Raw genomic sequence first — 18,164 nt, forward strand, 5'->3', positions numbered from 1 at the left:
TTCTGTGCGAAATTTGATACTTGTAGGGCCCATGGGCGCTGGTAAAAGCACCATCGGGCGCCTGTTGGCCAAAGAGCTGCGCCTGCTGTTCAAGGATTCCGACAAGGAAATCGAACTGCGAACCGGCGCCAACATCCCGTGGATCTTCGATAAAGAAGGCGAACCGGGCTTTCGTGACCGTGAGCAGGCGATGATCGCCGAGCTTTGCGCGCTCGATGGCGTGGTCGTGGCGACCGGCGGCGGCGCGGTAATGCGCGCGGAAAACCGCCAGGCGCTGCACGCGGGTGGCCGGGTCATCTACCTGCACGCCTCGGTGGAGCAGCAGGTCGGGCGCACTGCGCGCGATCGCAACCGCCCGTTGTTGCGCACCGCCAACCCGGAGGCGACCCTGCGCGCCTTGCTGGAGGCGCGCGACCCGCTCTATCGCGAGATCGCCGACCTGGTGGTAGAAACCGACGAACGGCCGCCGCGCATGGTGGTGCTCGATATTCTCGAGCGCCTGCAGCAGTTGCCGCCCCGCTAAGCCGGGACTATTCTCGGCCAGCGCCGAGGCGAGGTTCAACGTTACCGCGCGGGTCGCACAGCCGGCGCCGCGCCCAAGTACATTGTGGGGATACATGCAGACACTAAAGGTCGACCTCGGCGAGCGTAGCTACCCGATCTACATTGGCGAAGGCCTGCTGGACCAGGCCGAACTGCTGGCGCCGCATATCCGCGGGCGGCAGGTCGCCATCGTTTCCAACGAAACCGTCGCGCCTCTGTATCTCGAACGCCTGAGCAAGACCCTCGGTGCCTACTCGGTGCTGCCGGTGATCCTGCCGGACGGCGAAGCCCACAAAAACTGGGAAACCCTGCAACTGATCTTCGACGGCCTGCTGACGGCGCGGCATGACCGCCGTACCACCGTGGTGGCCCTCGGTGGCGGCGTGATCGGCGACATGGCCGGCTTTGCGGCCGCTTGCTACCAGCGTGGTGTCGACTTCATCCAGGTGCCGACCACCCTGTTGTCCCAGGTCGACTCCTCGGTCGGCGGCAAGACCGGCATCAACCACCCGTTGGGCAAGAACATGGTCGGTGCCTTCTACCAGCCCAACGCGGTGCTGATCGACACCACCAGCCTCAAGACCCTGCCCGCGCGCGAGCTGTCGGCAGGCCTGGCTGAAGTGATCAAGTACGGCCTGATCTGCGACAAGCCGTTCCTGGCCTGGCTCGAAGACAATATGCAGGCCCTTCGTGCCCTGGAGCCCGCTGCGCTGACCGAAGCGATCAGCCGCTCCTGCGCTGCCAAGGCTGCCGTGGTCGGCGCCGACGAACGTGAGTCCGGCGTGCGTGCCACGCTGAACCTGGGCCATACCTTTGGCCACGCCATCGAAACCCACATGGGCTACGGTGTATGGCTGCACGGCGAAGCCGTGGCCGCGGGCACGGTAATGGCCCTGGAAATGTCCATGCGCCTGGGCTGGATCGACCAGGCCGAGCGTGATCGCGCAATCCGCCTGCTGCAGGACGCAGGTTTGCCGGTGGTGCCACCACAGGAAATGACCCCGGCGCATTTCATGGAGCATATGGCGGTCGACAAGAAGGTGCTCGATGGCCGCCTGCGGTTGGTGCTGCTGCGCCAGCTGGGCGAGGCCGTGATCACCGACGACTATCCGAAAGAGATTCTTCAGGCCACGCTGTCGGCGGATTACCGCGCGATCGTGGCCCAGCTTTGAGGTTGTGACAGCGTAATGACCAGTTTGCATGCCGATGAGGCGTTCCTCGAACATTACCAGTTGAGCCACGATCCGTTCGCGCCGCGTGTGCCCGGCTTCAAGTTCTTCCCCGCCCAGCGCAAGCCGGTACTGGGCCAGTTGCATCACCTGGCCCGCTACAGCCAGCTGATGCTGGTGGTCACTGGCCCTGTGGGCAGCGGCAAGACCCTGTTGCGCCAGGCCCTGGTGGCCAGCACCAACAAGCAGTCGGTGCTGAGCGTGGTGGTGTCTGCCCGCGGCGCCAGCGACGCCGCCAGTGTGCTTGGCCAGGTGGCGCAAACGCTGGAAGTGGCCCAGCCTGAGGTACAGGCGATCCTGAACAAGGTGGTGCAGCTGGCACTGACCGGGCAGGAAGTCTATTTGCTGGTAGACGATGCGGAACAACTCGACGAGTCGGCACTCCAAGCGTTGCTGGAACTGGCGGCTGGGCTACCGGAAGGGCGCCCGCACGTGTTCCTGTTCGGCGAGCCGTCGCTGATTGCCGGGTTGGACGAGATCCAGGTCGAGGAAGAGCGCTTCCACGTCATAGAGCTCGCCCCGTACAGCGAGGAAGAAACCCGCGAGTACCTGGAGCAACGCCTGGAAGGCGCTGGTCGGGGCATCGAGGTGTTCAGCCGTGAACAGCTAGTCGATATTCATGAAAACTCCGACGGATGGCCTGGCAACATCAACCAGGTCGCCCGCGATACTTTGATCGAAGCCATGATCGCCAGCCGTACCACGGTCAAGCGACCATCCATGGGGTTCAAAATGCCTAAGAAACACGTGCTCGCGCTGTCCGCTGTCGTCGTGGTAGCCGTAGGTGCTGCGGTGCTGATGCCAAAGAAAGGCGACAAGGCCCCTGCCGAGGCGCCTGTGGCCCAGGCTCAGTTGCCGTTGGGCGAGGGCCAGCCAGGCGGCGCCCAATCGAACAATGGCAACCCGGCCATCGAGTTCTCCGGCCAGTCGCAGCCGATGCCACTGCCGCTGGTGGGCCAGTCCCAGCCGGTCATGCGCGAGCCTCTGGCGCAAGCTGCCGGCATGAGTGACGGCGAAGAGGGTGGCCCGGCCGGCAATACCGCCTTGCAGCCTGGCAACCCGCCTACCGTGACCACCATCGCGCCGCCGCAGGGCGTGCCTGCCGGCCCGGCGCCGAGCATGGCCCAGGCTACCGCGCCAGTGCAGCCGGTTGCGCCAGCACCGAAGCCTGTCGCTACCCAGCCTGCCAAACCGGTTGCGCCTGCCAAGCCGGCACCGGCACCGACTCAGGTCGCTACCGCCAAGCCAGCCGCCAAACCGTTGGAAAAACCGGCAGCCGGCGGCACCGGCAGCAGTAGCTGGTACTCTGGCCAGAAGCCAGGCAACTATGTGGTGCAGATTCTCGGCACCAGTTCCGAGGCGTCGGCCCAGGCCTTCGTCAAGGCGCAGGGTGGCGACTATCGCTACTTCAAGAAAAACCTGCAGGGCAAGCCACTCTACGTGGTCACCTACGGCAACTTTGCCAACCGCGACGCAGCGGTTGCGGCAATCAAGAACTTGCCAGCGAAGGTCCAGGCTGGTAAACCTTGGCCACGTACCGTTGCCAGCGTCCAACAAGAGCTGGCTTCGGCCCGCTGATACCTGCCGGGCGGCATCACCCCCGCCGCCCAGTTGCTGAGCGATTAACGACATTCGAATAGCCTGCTGCGCCTGAACGCGGCAGGCTTTTCTGTCCCAGACTGCCGGCCACAAGCCTCTGTTGCAGTCATGGCTGAAACGCTTCAGACTCGAGCCAAGCCGATATCACGGCGGATGGCGCAAAAACATTCAAAATTGCGACATAAATTTTCAATGGTGAGACATGAAAATTTGTGGGTATGACTGTCGCTGTGCAACAATGGTTTTCCATGGCCACCGCAAAAAAGCTGGCGTTTGATCGGCGTGGATGGTAAGTGGTTGTACATAAAAGAGATTTACCTCCGGTTGAGAGGTGAACCTGGTGAGAAAGTGTCTATGAAAACAGGTCTGTACCATCCCGAAGAATTCAAGGACAACTGTGGTTTTGGCCTGATCGCCCATATGACGGGCGAACCGAGCCACCACCTTCTGCAAACCGCCATGCAGGCACTGACCTGCATGACCCACCGCGGCGGCATCAACGCCGACGGCAAGACCGGTGACGGTTGCGGTCTGCTCATGCAGAAGCCTGATCAATTCCTGCGTGCCGTGGCCCAGGAACACTTCGCCGTCGAGCTGCCCAAGCAGTACGCCGTCGGCATGGTGTTCTTCAACCAGGACCCGGTCAAAGCCGAAGCTGCCCGTGCCAACATGGACCGCGAAATCGTCGCCGCCGGCCTGAAGCTGGTCGGCTGGCGCAAGGTCCCGATCGACACCAGCGTGCTCGGTCGCCTGGCCCTTGAGCGCCTGCCGCAGATCGAGCAGGTGTTCATCGGCGGTGAAGGCCTGAGCGATCAGGAATTCGCCATCAAGCTGTTCAGTGCCCGTCGCCGTTCGTCCGTGGCCAACGCCCACGACGCCGACCACTACATCTGCAGCTTCTCGCACAAGACCATCATCTACAAAGGCCTGATGATGCCGCGCGATCTCGCGGCGTTCTATCCAGACCTCGGTGACGAGCGCCTGCAAACCGCGATCTGCGTGTTCCACCAGCGCTTCTCCACCAACACCCTGCCGAAATGGCCGCTGGCGCAGCCATTCCGCTTCCTCGCCCACAACGGCGAGATCAACACCATCACCGGCAACCGCAACTGGGCCATGGCCCGTCGCACCAAGTTTGCCAACGACCTGATCCCCGACCTCGAAGAGCTCGGCCCGCTGGTCAACCGCGTCGGTTCCGACTCCTCGAGCATGGACAACATGCTGGAGCTGATGGTCACCGGCGGCATCGACCTGTTCCGCGGTGTGCGCATGCTGGTACCGCCAGCCTGGCAGAACGTCGAGACCATGGATGCCGACCTGCGCGCCTTCTACGAATACAACTCCATGCACATGGAACCGTGGGATGGCCCGGCCGGTATCGTCATGACCGAAGGTCGCCACGCGGTGTGCCTGCTCGACCGTAACGGCCTGCGCCCGGCGCGCTGGGTGACGACCACCAATGGCTACATCACCATTGCCTCGGAAATCGGCGTGTGGGGCTACCAGCCTGAGGAAGTCCTGGCCAAGGGCCGTGTCGGCCCGGGCCAGATCCTCGCCGTGGACACCGAGACCGGCCAGATCCTCGATACAGATGCCATCGACAACCGTCTGAAGTCGCGCCACCCGTACAAGCGCTGGCTGCGTCAGCACGCCCTGCGCATCCAGGCGACCTTGACCGACGACCAGGGCGTGGCCAGCTACGACGCTGACCAGCTCAAGCAGTACATGAAGATGTTCCAGGTCACCTTCGAAGAGCGTGACCAGGTGCTGCGCCCACTCGGCGAGCAGGGCCAGGAAGCGGTCGGCTCGATGGGTGACGACACGCCGATGGCCGTGCTTTCGCAGCGCGTGCGTTCGCCGTACGACTTCTTCCGCCAGCAGTTCGCCCAGGTGACCAACCCACCGATCGACCCACTGCGCGAAGCGATCGTCATGTCCCTGGAAATCTGCCTGGGCGCCGAGCGCAACATCTTCCAGGAATCCCCGGAGCACGCTTCGCGGGTGATCCTCAGCTCGCCGGTCATCTCGCCCGCCAAGTGGCGTTCGCTGATGAACCTGGAGCGTGAAGGTTTCGACCGCCAGCTGATCGACCTCAACTATGACGAGAGTGTCGGCCTGGAAGCGGCCATCCGCAACATCGCCGACCAGGCTGAAGAAGCCGTGCGCGGCGGCAAGACCCAGCTGGTGCTGAGCGATCGCTACATCGCTCCGGGCAAACTGCCTGTGCACGCTTCGCTGGCCGTGGGTGCCGTGCACCACCGCCTGACCGAGCAGGGCCTGCGTTGCGACAGCAACATCCTGGTCGAGACTGCTACTGCCCGTGACCCGCACCACTTCGCCGTGCTTCTGGGCTTCGGGGCCTCTGCCGTGTATCCGTACCTGGCCTACGAAGTGCTGGCCGACCTGATCCGTACCGGTGAAGTGCTGGGCGATCTGGACGAAGTCTTCAAGTACTACCGCAAAGGTATTTCCAAGGGCCTGCTGAAGATCCTGTCGAAGATGGGTATCTCCACCATCGCCTCGTACCGTGGCGCCCAGCTGTTCGAAGCCGTGGGCCTGTCCGAGGAAGTGGTCGGCCTGAGCTTCAAGGGCGTGTCCAGCCGCATCAAGGGTGCGCGTTTCGTCGACCTCGAAGGCGACCAGAAGCTGCTGGCAGCCGAAGCCTGGAGCGCGCGCAAGCCGATCCAGCAAGGTGGCCTGCTGAAGTTCGTCCACGGTGGCGAATACCACGCCTACAACCCGGATGTGGTCAACACCCTGCAGGCCGCCGTACAGCAGGGCGACTACGCCAAGTTCAAGGAATACACCACGCTGGTTGACCAGCGCCCGGTGTCGATGATTCGCGACCTGCTGAAAGTGAAGGTGGCCGACGAGCCCCTGCCGCTGGATCAGATCGAGCCGCTGGAGGCCATCCTCAAGCGCTTCGACTCCGCCGGTATCTCGCTGGGCGCACTGTCGCCGGAAGCACACGAAGCCCTGGCCGAGGCGATGAACCGCCTGGGCGCACGCTCCAACTCCGGTGAGGGCGGTGAAGACCCGTCGCGCTACGGCACCATCAAGAGCTCGAAGATCAAGCAGGTGGCTACCGGCCGCTTTGGCGTGACCCCGGAATACCTGGTCAACGCCGAAGTGCTGCAGATCAAGGTTGCCCAAGGCGCCAAGCCTGGCGAGGGCGGCCAGCTGCCAGGCGGCAAGGTCAACGGCCTGATCGCCAAGCTGCGCTATGCGGTACCGGGCGTGACCCTGATTTCGCCACCGCCGCACCACGACATCTACTCGATCGAAGACCTGGCCCAGCTGATCTACGACCTCAAGCAGGTCAACCCGCAGGCCCTGGTGTCGGTCAAGCTGGTGGCTGAGGCGGGTGTTGGCACCATCGCCGCAGGTGTGGCCAAGGCCTATGCTGACCTGATCACCATCTCTGGCTACGACGGTGGCACCGGCGCTTCACCGCTGACCTCGATCAAGTACGCCGGCGCCCCGTGGGAACTGGGCCTGGCCGAAACCCACCAGACCCTGCGCGGCAACGACCTGCGCGGCAAGGTGCGGGTACAGACCGACGGCGGCCTGAAGACCGGCCTGGACGTGATCAAGGCGGCCATCCTCGGCGCCGAGAGCTTCGGCTTCGGCACCGCGCCGATGATCGCCCTGGGCTGCAAGTACCTGCGCATCTGCCACCTGAACAACTGCGCCACCGGCGTGGCTACCCAGAACGACAAGCTGCGCAAGGACCACTACATCGGCACCGTCGACATGGTGATCAACTTCTTCACCTTCGTCGCCAGCGAGACCCGTGAATGGCTGGCCAAGCTGGGCGTGCGCAGCCTCGGCGAGCTGATCGGCCGTACCGACCTGCTCGACGTGCTGCCAGGCGACACCGAGCGCCAGCAGTACCTGGACCTGACGCCGCTGCTGGGCAGCTCGCACATCCCGGCCGACAAGCCGCAGTTCTGCGAAGTCGACAAGAACCCGCCGTTCGACAAGGGCGAGCTGGCCGAGAAGATGGTCGAGATGGCCCTGCCGGCGATCCGCGACCAGGCCGGTGGCGAGTTCAGCCTCGACATCTGCAACTGCGACCGTTCCATCGGTGCCCGTATCTCTGGCGAAATCGCCAAGCTGTACGGCAACCAGGGCATGGCTGACAAGCCGGTCACCTTCCGCTTCAAGGGTACTGCCGGGCAGAGCTTCGGCGTATGGAACGCCGGTGGCCTGAACCTGCATCTGGAAGGCGACGCCAACGACTACGTCGGCAAAGGCATGACCGGTGGCAAGGTCACCATCGTGCCGCCAGCCGGCAGCCCGTTTGCAACCCAGCACAGTGCCATCGTCGGCAACACCTGCCTGTACGGCGCCACCGGTGGCAAGCTGTTCGCCGCTGGTACTGCGGGCGAACGCTTCGCTGTGCGTAACTCCGGCGCCCACGCTGTTGTCGAGGGTACTGGCGATCACTGCTGTGAATACATGACCGGCGGCTTTGTCTGCGTTCTGGGCAAGACCGGTTACAACTTCGGTTCTGGCATGACTGGCGGCTTCGCCTACGTGCTCGACATGGACAACAGCTTCGTCGACAAACTCAACCACGAGCTGGTGGAAATCCAGCGCATCAGTGGTGAGGCGATGGAAGCCTACCGCAGCCATCTGGCGCGGGTCCTTGGCGAATACGTGGAAGAGACCGGCAGCGAGTGGGGGCGTGAGCTCTTCGAGAACCTGGACGACTACGTGCGGCGCTTCTGGCTGGTCAAGCCGAAGGCGGCCAACCTCAAGCAACTGCTGTCCAGCACCCGTGCCAACCCGCAGTAAGAACAGCTGCAAGTGACGGCCCCGTGCGCGGGGCCCGTCGTGCTCAAGTGATCGTCTTGCAGCTTGCAGCCCGAGGCTGGCAACTGCGGTAAAGAGGTTTTGAAAAATGGCTGAACGTCTGAACAACGACTTCCAGTTCATCGAAGTGGGCCGCAAGGACCCGAAGAAAAAGCTGCTGCGCCAGCGCAAGAAGGAGTTCGTGGAAATCTACGAGCCGTTCAAGCCGCAGCAGTCCGTGGAACAGGCGCACCGCTGCCTGGGCTGCGGTAACCCGTACTGCGAATGGAAGTGCCCGGTACACAACTTCATCCCCAACTGGCTGAAGCTGGTCTCCGAAGGCAACATCCTGGCGGCGGCCGAACTGTCGCACCAGACCAACACCCTGCCGGAAGTGTGCGGCCGCGTGTGCCCGCAGGACCGTCTGTGCGAGGGTGCATGCACCCTGAACGACGGTTTCGGCGCGGTGACCATCGGCTCGGTCGAGAAGTACATCACCGACACCGCCTTCGCCATGGGCTGGCGCCCGGACATGTCCAAGGTCAAGCCAACCGGCAAGCGCGTCGCCATCATCGGCGCTGGCCCGGCTGGCCTGGGCTGTGCTGACGTGCTGGTGCGTGGTGGCGTAACCCCGGTGGTGTTCGACAAGAACCCGGAAATCGGCGGCCTGCTGACCTTTGGCATCCCCGAGTTCAAGCTGGAAAAGACCGTGCTGAGCAACCGTCGCGAAGTCTTCACCGGCATGGGCATCGAGTTCCGTCTGAACACCGAGGTGGGCAAGGACATCACCATGGAACAACTGCTCGCCGAGTACGACGCGGTGTTCATGGGCATGGGCACCTACACCTACATGAAGGGCGGTTTCCCGGGTGAGGACCTGCCAGGTGTGCACGACGCGCTGGATTTCCTGATCGCCAACGTCAATCGCAACCTCGGCTTCGAGAAGTCGCCGGAAGACTTCGTCGACATGCAGGGCAAGAAGGTCGTGGTGCTGGGCGGTGGCGACACTGCGATGGACTGCAACCGCACCTCGATCCGCCAGGGCGCCAAGTCGGTGACCTGCGCCTATCGCCGTGACGAAGCCAACATGCCGGGTTCGCGCAAAGAGGTGAAGAACGCCAAGGAAGAGGGCGTGAAGTTCCTCTATAACCGCCAGCCCATCGCAATCGTCGGCGAGGACAAGGTCGAAGGCGTGAAGGTGGTCGAGACCCGTCTCGGCGAGCCGGATGCCCGTGGCCGTCGCAGCCCCGAGCCGATCCCGGGCTCCGAAGAGATCCTGCCGGCCGACGCCGTGGTGATCGCCTTCGGCTTCCGCCCGAGCCCGGCACCGTGGTTCGAGCAGCATGGCATCCAGCTGGACAGCCAGGGCCGCGTGGTGGCACCAGAGAAAGCCAAGTTCAAGCACCAGACCAGCAACCCGAAAGTGTTCGCCGGTGGCGACATGGTGCGCGGTTCGGACCTGGTGGTGACGGCGATCTTCGAAGGCCGTAACGCAGCCGAAGGCATCCTGGACTACCTCGAAGTCTGATCCATCGCATTCGCGGGCAAGCCCCGCTCCCACAGGATGATGTGCATATCCTGTGGGAGCGGGGCTTGCCCGCGAAGCTTTTTTGTATACAAAATCGTTTGATCTGTGGCACCCAATAGACAAAACGCATGGTCTTGACCGTGCCTTTTGCGCTGGCGTCTGAGAAAATGCCCGCACTATTTTTCCGGATGCCGACATGACTGCCCTGAAGAACGATCGTTTCCTGCGTGCACTGCTCAAGCAACCCGTAGACGTTACCCCTGTCTGGATGATGCGCCAGGCCGGCCGTTACCTGCCGGAGTACCGCGCCAGCCGCGCCAAGGCCGGTGATTTCATGAGCCTGTGCATGAACCCCCAGTTCGCCTGCGAGGTTACCCTGCAGCCGCTGGACCGCTACCCGCTGGACGCGGCGATCCTGTTCTCGGACATCCTCACTATCCCTGACGCCATGGGCCTGGGCCTGTACTTCGAAACCGGCGAAGGCCCGCGTTTCAAGAAGGTCATCAGCACCCCGGCCGATATCGAAGCGCTGCCGATCCCTGACCCGCAGAAGGACCTCGGCTACGTGATGGACGCGGTCAGCACCATCCGCCGCGAGCTCAATGGCCGCGTCCCGTTGATCGGCTTCTCCGGCAGCCCCTGGACGCTGGCCACCTACATGGTCGAAGGCGGCTCGTCGAAGGACTTCCGCAAGACCAAGGCCATGGCCTACGACAACCCGCAAGCCTTGCACCTGCTGCTGGACAAGCTGGCCCAGTCGGTCACCAGCTACCTCAACGGCCAGATCCTTGCCGGCGCCCAGGCCGTGCAGATCTTCGACACCTGGGGCGGCAACCTGTCGGCGGCGGCCTACCAGGAGTTCTCTCTGGCCTACATGCGCAAGATCGTCAGCGGCCTGATCCGCGAACACGAAGGGCGCAAGGTACCGGTGATCCTGTTCACCAAGAATGGCGGCCTGTGGCTGGAAAGCATCGCCGAAGCCGGCGCCGATGCGCTGGGCCTGGACTGGACCTGCGAGATCGGCGATGCCCGCCGCCGCGTCGGTGACAAGGTGGCACTGCAAGGCAACATGGACCCGACCGTGTTGTACGCCAAGCCCGAAGCCATCCGCCAGGAAGTCGCGCGCATCCTTGCCAGCTATGGCCAGGGCACTGGTCATGTGTTCAACCTGGGCCATGGCATTACCCCGGAGGTCGACCCGGAGCACGCTGGCGTGTTCATCAACGCCGTTCATGAATTGTCGGCTCAATACCACGCTTGAGTGAGCCGTGATGAAGGTCCGGGCCCGCAATGGGCTTCGGGCCTGACAATTGTTGCCATGAAAACCCAGTATTGAGTAGGACCTTCCCTACAGCCCACCTCCAGGCACTTCTTTAGTCTCCGGTCTTCCTTTTGCCACTGCATCTCCGTCAATTCGGTCTGGGCAGGCAAAGAGCCATGAGATGTGTCTGGAGGTTTTTGTATGAAACAAGCAGTTCTACGAAAAGGACTCTTGGCGGGCGGCATCTACGCTGCGATCGCTGGCGCGGCGTTGATGCCGCAGTTAGCCAGTGCCCACGGCTACATCCAGGATCCGCCATCGCGGGACCAGTTGTGCAAGATCGGTCAAAACACCGACTGTCAGAATGGTGTGGACTGGCCACCGAGTGCCGGTGAGTTTCCGAAAGGGTTCCCAGCCAGTGGCCCTGCTGATGGAAAAATAATCGGCGGCCACATTTTTCCTGTACTTGATGAGCAAAGCGCTAACCGATGGCACCTGATCCCGCTCGACAAACACGAGATCGAGTTCAAATGGGCTTACACAGAGGCCCACAGAACTACCAAATGGGAGTATTTCATCACCCAAAGGGACTGGAATCCGAACGCTGCACTCGCGCGCTCATCCTTTGATAACACGCCATTCTGTACTGTAGAGGGACGCGGGGTCAGGGCTGATGATGCGTCGCAGCCCAAGCACAATTGTGCGATCCCAAGCGACCGCTCCGGTCATCACGTGATCCTTGGTATCTGGACGGTCGACGACACGCCAATGGCCTTCCACAAAGCCGTCGACGTTGATATCCAGGCCGATGGTGGCCCTGCGCCCGAATGGCGCCAGGTTGGCACCATCAACCCACATCGCGATCTGAAAGTGGGCGACAAGGTCAAGGCCAGGGCTTTCATCAGCGGCTCCGAGTCCGAGCAGTACAGCGCCAGCGTCACCATCGACACCGTAGAAGAGGGTGCAGCGCCGAACTGGTCGCACAAGCTCGCCAGGCAGATCAATGACACCCAGGTTTTGGTGAGTGCCGGGCAGAAGGACGCTGAAGGCAACATCGAGCCGGTCCAGGGTTCGAACATCATCTTCGCCAAGCAGGAAAGTGGCGTTTCCAACTACGAGTTCAGCTTCGAAGGCAGCCCACCGGACGCCACCATGCACCTGCATGGCCTGAAGCCGGAGTACGCGTTGAAGGAAGGAATGGCCACTGTCGATTTCTCGGTGATGACCAACCGTGACCTGAAAGTTCGCGCCACGCTGTTCGATGCGAACAACAAGCAGGTTGGGTTCCAGCGCCAGGACGTGAAGTCGACCACCGTGCCGTTTGCCCTTGACGCCACCAGCAGCGAAGGCAAGCACGTGCTCAAGCTCGTTGGGGTGAACAAGGAAGACAAGGTGCTCCTTCAGCAGGAGCATGAACTGAACCTGGTGGCGCGAGACGGCGGTGATTACCAGTACGTCTTCCCTGAGTCGGTCGGCAGCTACAAGGCCGGTGACCGGGTGCTTCAGCCCAAGACGGGCGAAATCTACGAATGCAAGCCATTCCCGTACTCCGGGTATTGCACTCAGTGGAGCGTGAGCGCCAATCAATTCGAGCCCGGCACTGGCTCGAACTGGGAAATGGCCTGGGACAAGCACTGATGAACGGGGGGCGCCTTTGTCGGGCGTCCCTTTTCATGTGCAGACATCTTCATGAACAACGAAAAATATTGCTGGCAACAGTTGCTGCTCCACTGGCTCTCCGCCGTCATCATCATCTGGGCCCTTGCCAGCGGGTTCGCCGTTTCGATGCTGAACGTGAGCCCCGTCACTTTCGAGCGGGTGACGCAGGTCAACTCGGTAGTGGGTACCTTGTTTATCCCTGTGTTCCTCCTGCGCTGTTACTTTCGCGTTGCCTTGCCATTGCCCAAGAACGTCAATGACGAGGGCTGGCGAGCGTTCGTCGCGCACTTTACCCACTTGAGCCTGTATGGCCTGACAGCCGTGGTGCTGTTGTCGGGCATCCTGATGATGGATCGTGGCATCGACCTGGGAGTGTTCACCCTTCAGTCCATGCTCTGCGACCCTTTCTGGCTGGGACTGTGGTTCGACGTGCATGTATTGAGCTGCGCGTTGTTGGCGGCCTTGGTAGTGCTGCATATGGCGGCTGTCATCAAGCATGAATGGTGGGGGCGCCGCATTGTGCGAAGAATGTGGTTTTGAGTTGGCCAAGGTATCGACAACTGCCGGCCTGGGGGGCGCTTCCTGCGTTGGTGGGGGCGTTACTGCTGTGGCGGGAGTTCCAGGCACGAGCGCAATGGCAAGCCGACTTGCCAGCGCTGGCCGCACCTGCGGCGGTCGAAGCCCGACATCCCTTGCCCGCTAGTACGCTTGCTCTGGCGTTCGGTTTTGAGGTTGCCGATGCGAAGGCATCCACCCGCTCTGATATCACGCTGAAGGGCAGTTTCGTATCCAGCCTTGGAGAAGCGCGTGCACTGATCTCCAGCAACGCGAAGGATGCGGTTTACCGCGTTGGCGACAGCTTGCCAGGCGGTGGCGTGGTCAGGCGTATCGAAGCGCGTGCAATCACGCTCTGGTTCGATGGCAGGGAAGAAACGCTGGCCATGGCCGCCCCTGCAGGCACCTTGCTGCGCCCGGCCAGTACGCAAACCTCACTGCGACCGTCATCGCCTCCCTCACGTTTTCTTTTGCGGAACTCTCAATGACTTTACGGAGAATGCTGCGGCTGGCCGCGCTCAGTGCATCTTTTTACATGGTCTGTGCATACACCCACGCGCAGGACCAGGCCACCTGGCAAATGGCGATGAGCGATGCAGACGTGCGTGATGTGGTGCGCGAGGTCGGTGCGATTCTTGACCAACCGATCATCCTCGACCCCCGTGTCCAGGGGCGTATTACCGTGCTATCCAGCGAGCGGCTGGACCGCGAGGGCATTCGCCGGCTGTTTTACTCGGTGCTCAATGCCCATGGCTTTGCTGCCGTGATCGATGACGAGCGTTTGCTGGTGTTGCCAGCCAGCGAAGCCAAAGCCTGGGCCAGCCAGCAGCTTGACGGCATTCCAGCCGCATTTACCACTCGCGTTTTCAGCCTGCAGGGGAGCCTGGCCGCCGACCTTGCGGGCTTGCTACGGCCTTTGGTGTCGAGTAATGGCTACATCGGCCCATCCAGCTCGGCCAATGCCTTGGTGGTGACTGATTCAGTGGCCAATCTTGAACGTTTGGCGGGTTTGGTGGTGCAGCTCGACAGCGGCCAGCGCCACGACTACCAAGTGGTCGCGTTGCGTCATGGCCAGGCGAGCGAGCTGTTGCCGGTAGTGGAGGCGGCGGCGGGGGCGGAAAGTGGCGTACGGATACTGGCCGACACGCGCAGCAACCGCATGCTGGTGCTCGGCCCTGCCCAGTCCCGTCAGCGCCTTGCACAGTTGATAGGTTCGTTGGACGTGCCGACGCCTCAGGCCTCGCAGAACTGGCGGGTGGTGCGGCTGCAACACAGTAATGCCGAGCAACTGGCTGAAGTGCTGGCAGAGGTCGGTGGGCGCCTGGATGGCAAGCCAACCGCCGAGCGCAAAGGCTTTGACAGCCTGCCGGAAAAAGCGGCGGTAAAAGCCGATATCAACCAGAATGCCCTGGTACTGCTGGGCGAACCGGAAGTGTTGAGCGGCCTGGAGAAGATTATCCGGCAGCTCGACCAGCCGCGTGCGCAAGTGCTGATTCACGCGGCCATCGTCGAAGTCAGTGGCAGCATCAGCGAAGCCCTTGGCCTGCAATGGGGAGTCGACCGTGGCAGCCTTAAAGGCGGTATCTCCTTCCCCGACAGCGGTGCTTCCCTACCCGCGCTGCTTGGTGGTGAGGCTCTGCCAGCTGGCGCCGCGCTGGCGATCGGTTCCGATCGTTTCGCCGCACTGGTCAGCGCACTTGCCAGCAACACACACAGCAATCTGTTATCTACGCCAAGCCTGCTGACGCTGGACAATCAGGAAGCGCAGATCCTGGTCGGGCAGAACGTGCCTTTCAAGTCCGGCAGCTATGCCACTCCTGGTAGTGGCGCCGACAACCCCTTCACCACCATCGAGCGCAAGGACATCGGCATCAGCCTGAAGATCCGGCCCTACATCAACGAAGGGCGCAGCCTGCGCCTGGAAGTCGAGCAGGAAAGCTCGGAGCTGGCGCCAAGCACGCTCGAGAATGACCTCATCACCAACAAACGCACCCTCAAAAGCACCATCCTTGCCGCCGATGGCGAAATCATCGTGATCGGTGGGCTGATCAAGGACAGCGTGCGCGCCGAGCAGCGCAGTGTGCCGTTGCTCGGGAGCCTGCCTCTGATCGGCGGGTTGTTCCGCTGGCAGCGGGATATCGATGAGAAGACCAACTTGATGGTGTTCCTGCGCCCGACCATCCTGCGCAGCCAGCAGCAATTGACCGAGGCAGGGCAGCGCGCCTATCAGGATGTCCGCGGGCCAGGTGCGCCTTCTTTGCCGGATGACGTGCAAGGCCTGTTCGATACGCCAGTATCCGTCCCTGCTGGTGAGCGCCAATGAGCGAGCTGCTGCCTTTTGCCTTCGCCCGGCGCCATGGCGTGCTGTTCGACCAGCACGCCGTCTCGCCCACCCTGCTGATGCGCGAAGATGCCTCCCTGGCGTCGTTGTCGGAGGCGTGCCGCCTTGTCGGTGCGACCTGGCCGTTGTGTTACGTGGATGCCGAGGCTTTCGCCGAGCGCCTGTCCCGTTGCTATGGCAATACACAGGATGCCGCGCAGGCGGTGGTACAAGGCATCGACCAGGAGCTGGACCTTGCCCGCTTGGCCGAAGAGCTGCCACAAACCAGTGACCTGCTCGACCAGCAGGATGACGCCCCGATCATCCGCCTGCTCAATGCCCTGCTCAGCGAAGCGGTAAGGTCGCGTGCCTCGGACATCCACCTGGAAACCTTCGAGCAGCAGTTGCGTGTGCGCATGCGCATCGATGGCGTCATGCGCGAAGTGCTGTCGCCGCCACGTGCGCTCTCGGCGTTGCTGGTGTCACGGATCAAGGTCATGGCACGGCTGGACATTGCGCAGAAGCGCATTCCCCAGGATGGCCGTATCAGCTTGCGTCTGGCCGGGCATGAAGTGGATGTGCGTGTCTCGACCCTGCCAGCGGCCCATGATGAACGGGTTGTGCTGCGCTTGCTGGACAAACAGGCGGTGCGCCTGGATGTGGAGCACATGCAGATGCAACCGCAGACCCGCTCGGGCTTCATGCAACTGCTGGAAAAGCCCAACGGCATTTTCCTCGTCACCGGGCCAACTGGCTCAGGCAAGACCACCACGCTGTACACCGCGCTGTCGGTGCTTAACCAGGTGACGCGCAACATCCTCACTGTCGAAGACCCGATCGAATATCACCTTCCCGGCATCGGCCAGACCCAGGTCAATGCCAAGGTCGACATGACCTTTGCCAGGGGCCTGCGGGCGATCCTGCGCCAGGATCCGGACGTGGTGATGGTAGGCGAGATCCGCGATCGCGAGACTGCCGAGATTGCCGTACAGGCTTCGCTGACCGGGCATCTGGTGTTGTCGACTCTGCACACCAACAGTGCTCTGGGCGCCATCACGCGTTTGGCCGACATGGGCGTGGATACCTGCTTGCTCGCATCTTCGCTGTCGGGGGTGATGGCCCAGCGCCTGGTGCGGCGACTGTGCCCGCATTGCAAGGTCCCGGTCGTCATGGACGCCGTCACCGCCGGGCTGCTCGGCCAGCCGCGCGAGGTGCCGGCGCAGGTTTATCGCGCCCAGGGCTGCGAGCACTGCCAGCATGGCTACAGCGGCCGCCTGGCGCTGCATGAATTGGTGCTGGTGACGCCGGTGCTGGCTGAGGCGATCCATGGGCGGGCCTCGCAGGCGAACATGCTCCAGCTGGTTCGCGATTCCACGCCAAGTCTCTTCGAGCATGGCGTGCAGCGCGTCTGTCTGGGGCAGACCAGCGTCGAAGAGTTGTTACGGGTTGCGGGCCAGGAGTGAGTGGCATGCAGTTCAGGTATGAGTGCCAGGATTCTCGCGGTGCTATACAGCGGGGCAGGCTCGAAACCGCCAGCGCAAGCCAGGCTCGCCAACTGCTGCGCGAGCGCGGCTTGCGGGTAGTGTCTATCAGGCCGGTGCGCTTGCACTGGCCCGCCGCTTGGCAGCCCGGCAGGCGGCTAGGGGCGACCCAGTTGGCGATCGTCACCCGGCAGTTGGCCACCTTGCTGCACGCTGGCATGCCTTTGAGCGAAGCCTTGCAGGCGGTCGCCGCGCAGAGCGAGGAGCGTGGGGTCAGCCAATTGATGCAGGCGGTCAACGAGCGGGTGACTCAGGGTTACAGCCTGGCCGACGCCCTGGCCCAGTATCCACAGGCGTTCCCGATGGTGTACCGGGCCACGGTAGCTGCCGCCGAGCGCTCGGGCTACCTGCCGGACGTGTTCGAGCGCTTGGCCGACCATGGCGAGCGCCAGCAGGCGCTGCGGCAGAAGGTGCAACTGGCGATGGTCTACCCGGTGATCTTGTTGCTGGTGTCGTTGTTGGTAGTGGGGTTCCTGCTGGGATACGTAGTGCCCGACGTCGTCCAGGCGTTTGCCCGGGACCAGGCCCAGCTGCCTTTCGCGACGCGTTTGCTGATCGGCCTCAGCGAATTCACCGGACGATTCGGGTTGCTCCTTATCGGGATGCTGCTGGTTTGCGTCTCGGCGGCCCGCTGGGCGCTGCGTCTTCCTGCCAGGAGGGCGCGCTGGGATGCGCTGGTTTTGCGCCTGCCGATGTGGGGTGCGTTCATCCGCGCGAGCGACGCCGCGCGCTTCGTCGCCACGCTGGCTACGCTCGGGCGCAGCGGCGTGGCTCTGGTGGATGCCATGCATATAGGCGCGGCAGTCACCAGTAATCTGGCCTTGCGCGAGCGCCTGGTCAGCGCCGCCCAGGAACTGGCCGAAGGTGCCAGCCTGGCCACCAGCCTGTCACGTTGCGCGGCGCTGCCGCCGTTGACCTTGCACATGATTGCCAGCGGCGAACGGGCCGGCGAGCTCGATGCCATGCTCGAACGCGCCGCTGATCTGCAGGAAAAGCACCTCGCTTCGCGCATCTCCTTGCTGGTCAGCCTGTGCGAGCCGCTGATGCTGCTGGTCATGGGTGCAATCGTGCTTTTTATCGTGCTGGCGATTCTGCTGCCGATCCTCAACCTCAACCAACTGGTCACCTGAAC

General features: G+C 62.8%; 12 protein-coding genes. All 12 read left to right on the forward strand.

The features are described from left to right. Positions 1-4: 4 nt before the first annotated feature. Entirely contained in the window at positions 5-523 is a 519-nt protein-coding gene (aroK, locus tag ACIPZ5_RS11635) for a shikimate kinase AroK (RefSeq protein WP_043273297.1), read from the forward strand. Between the two features lie 94 nt (positions 524-617). After that, the gene (gene aroB, locus ACIPZ5_RS11640; RefSeq protein ID WP_085677950.1) at positions 618-1,715 is read left to right on the forward strand and encodes a 3-dehydroquinate synthase; all 1,098 of its coding nucleotides are present in this window, start codon (positions 618-620) and stop codon (positions 1,713-1,715) included. Between the two features lie 15 nt (positions 1,716-1,730). Next, complete coding sequence (locus tag ACIPZ5_RS11645; RefSeq protein WP_400808737.1) at positions 1,731-3,350, forward strand: AAA family ATPase; 1,620 nt, start codon at positions 1,731-1,733, stop codon at positions 3,348-3,350. A 375-nt stretch (positions 3,351-3,725) separates the two neighbouring features. After that, positions 3,726-8,171, forward strand: a complete 4,446-nt coding sequence (gene gltB, locus ACIPZ5_RS11650; protein WP_261942330.1) for a glutamate synthase large subunit — start codon at positions 3,726-3,728, stop codon at positions 8,169-8,171. A 106-nt stretch (positions 8,172-8,277) separates the two neighbouring features. Then, positions 8,278-9,696, forward strand: a complete 1,419-nt coding sequence (locus ACIPZ5_RS11655; protein ID WP_060484277.1) for an FAD-dependent oxidoreductase — start codon at positions 8,278-8,280, stop codon at positions 9,694-9,696. Positions 9,697-9,892: 196 nt separating this feature from the next. Further along, positions 9,893-10,957, forward strand: coding sequence for a uroporphyrinogen decarboxylase (hemE, locus tag ACIPZ5_RS11660; RefSeq protein ID WP_343597615.1), 1,065 nt, complete (start codon positions 9,893-9,895; stop codon positions 10,955-10,957). Positions 10,958-11,158: 201 nt separating this feature from the next. Next, positions 11,159-12,595: an N-acetylglucosamine-binding protein GbpA gene (gene gbpA / locus ACIPZ5_RS11665; RefSeq protein ID WP_400808740.1), complete on the forward strand. Its 1,437-nt coding sequence runs from the start codon at positions 11,159-11,161 to the stop codon at positions 12,593-12,595. 51 nt (positions 12,596-12,646) lie between these two features. Further along, positions 12,647-13,156: a cytochrome b gene (locus ACIPZ5_RS11670; RefSeq protein ID WP_400808743.1), complete on the forward strand. Its 510-nt coding sequence runs from the start codon at positions 12,647-12,649 to the stop codon at positions 13,154-13,156. A 107-nt stretch (positions 13,157-13,263) separates the two neighbouring features. Continuing rightward, entirely contained in the window at positions 13,264-13,659 is a 396-nt protein-coding gene (locus ACIPZ5_RS11675; RefSeq protein ID WP_400808744.1) for a type II secretion system protein N, read from the forward strand. Then, positions 13,656-15,494 carry a type II secretion system secretin GspD gene (gspD, locus tag ACIPZ5_RS11680; RefSeq protein WP_400808746.1) on the forward strand — a complete coding sequence of 613 codons (1,839 nt, stop codon included), beginning with the start codon at positions 13,656-13,658 and terminating at the stop codon, positions 15,492-15,494. The genes ACIPZ5_RS11675 and gspD overlap by 4 nt, the downstream gene beginning before the upstream one ends. Beyond that, complete coding sequence (gene gspE / locus ACIPZ5_RS11685) at positions 15,491-16,954, forward strand: type II secretion system ATPase GspE (RefSeq protein ID WP_343597624.1); 1,464 nt, start codon at positions 15,491-15,493, stop codon at positions 16,952-16,954. The genes gspD and gspE overlap by 4 nt, the downstream gene beginning before the upstream one ends. Positions 16,955-16,959: 5 nt before the next feature. After that, positions 16,960-18,162, forward strand: a complete 1,203-nt coding sequence (gspF, locus tag ACIPZ5_RS11690) for a type II secretion system inner membrane protein GspF (RefSeq protein ID WP_343597626.1) — start codon at positions 16,960-16,962, stop codon at positions 18,160-18,162. The last annotated feature ends 2 nt before the right edge of the window (positions 18,163-18,164 follow it).

It is taken from the genome of Pseudomonas sp. NPDC089428 (assembly GCF_044749325.1).
GTDB lineage: Bacteria > Pseudomonadota > Gammaproteobacteria > Pseudomonadales > Pseudomonadaceae > Aquipseudomonas.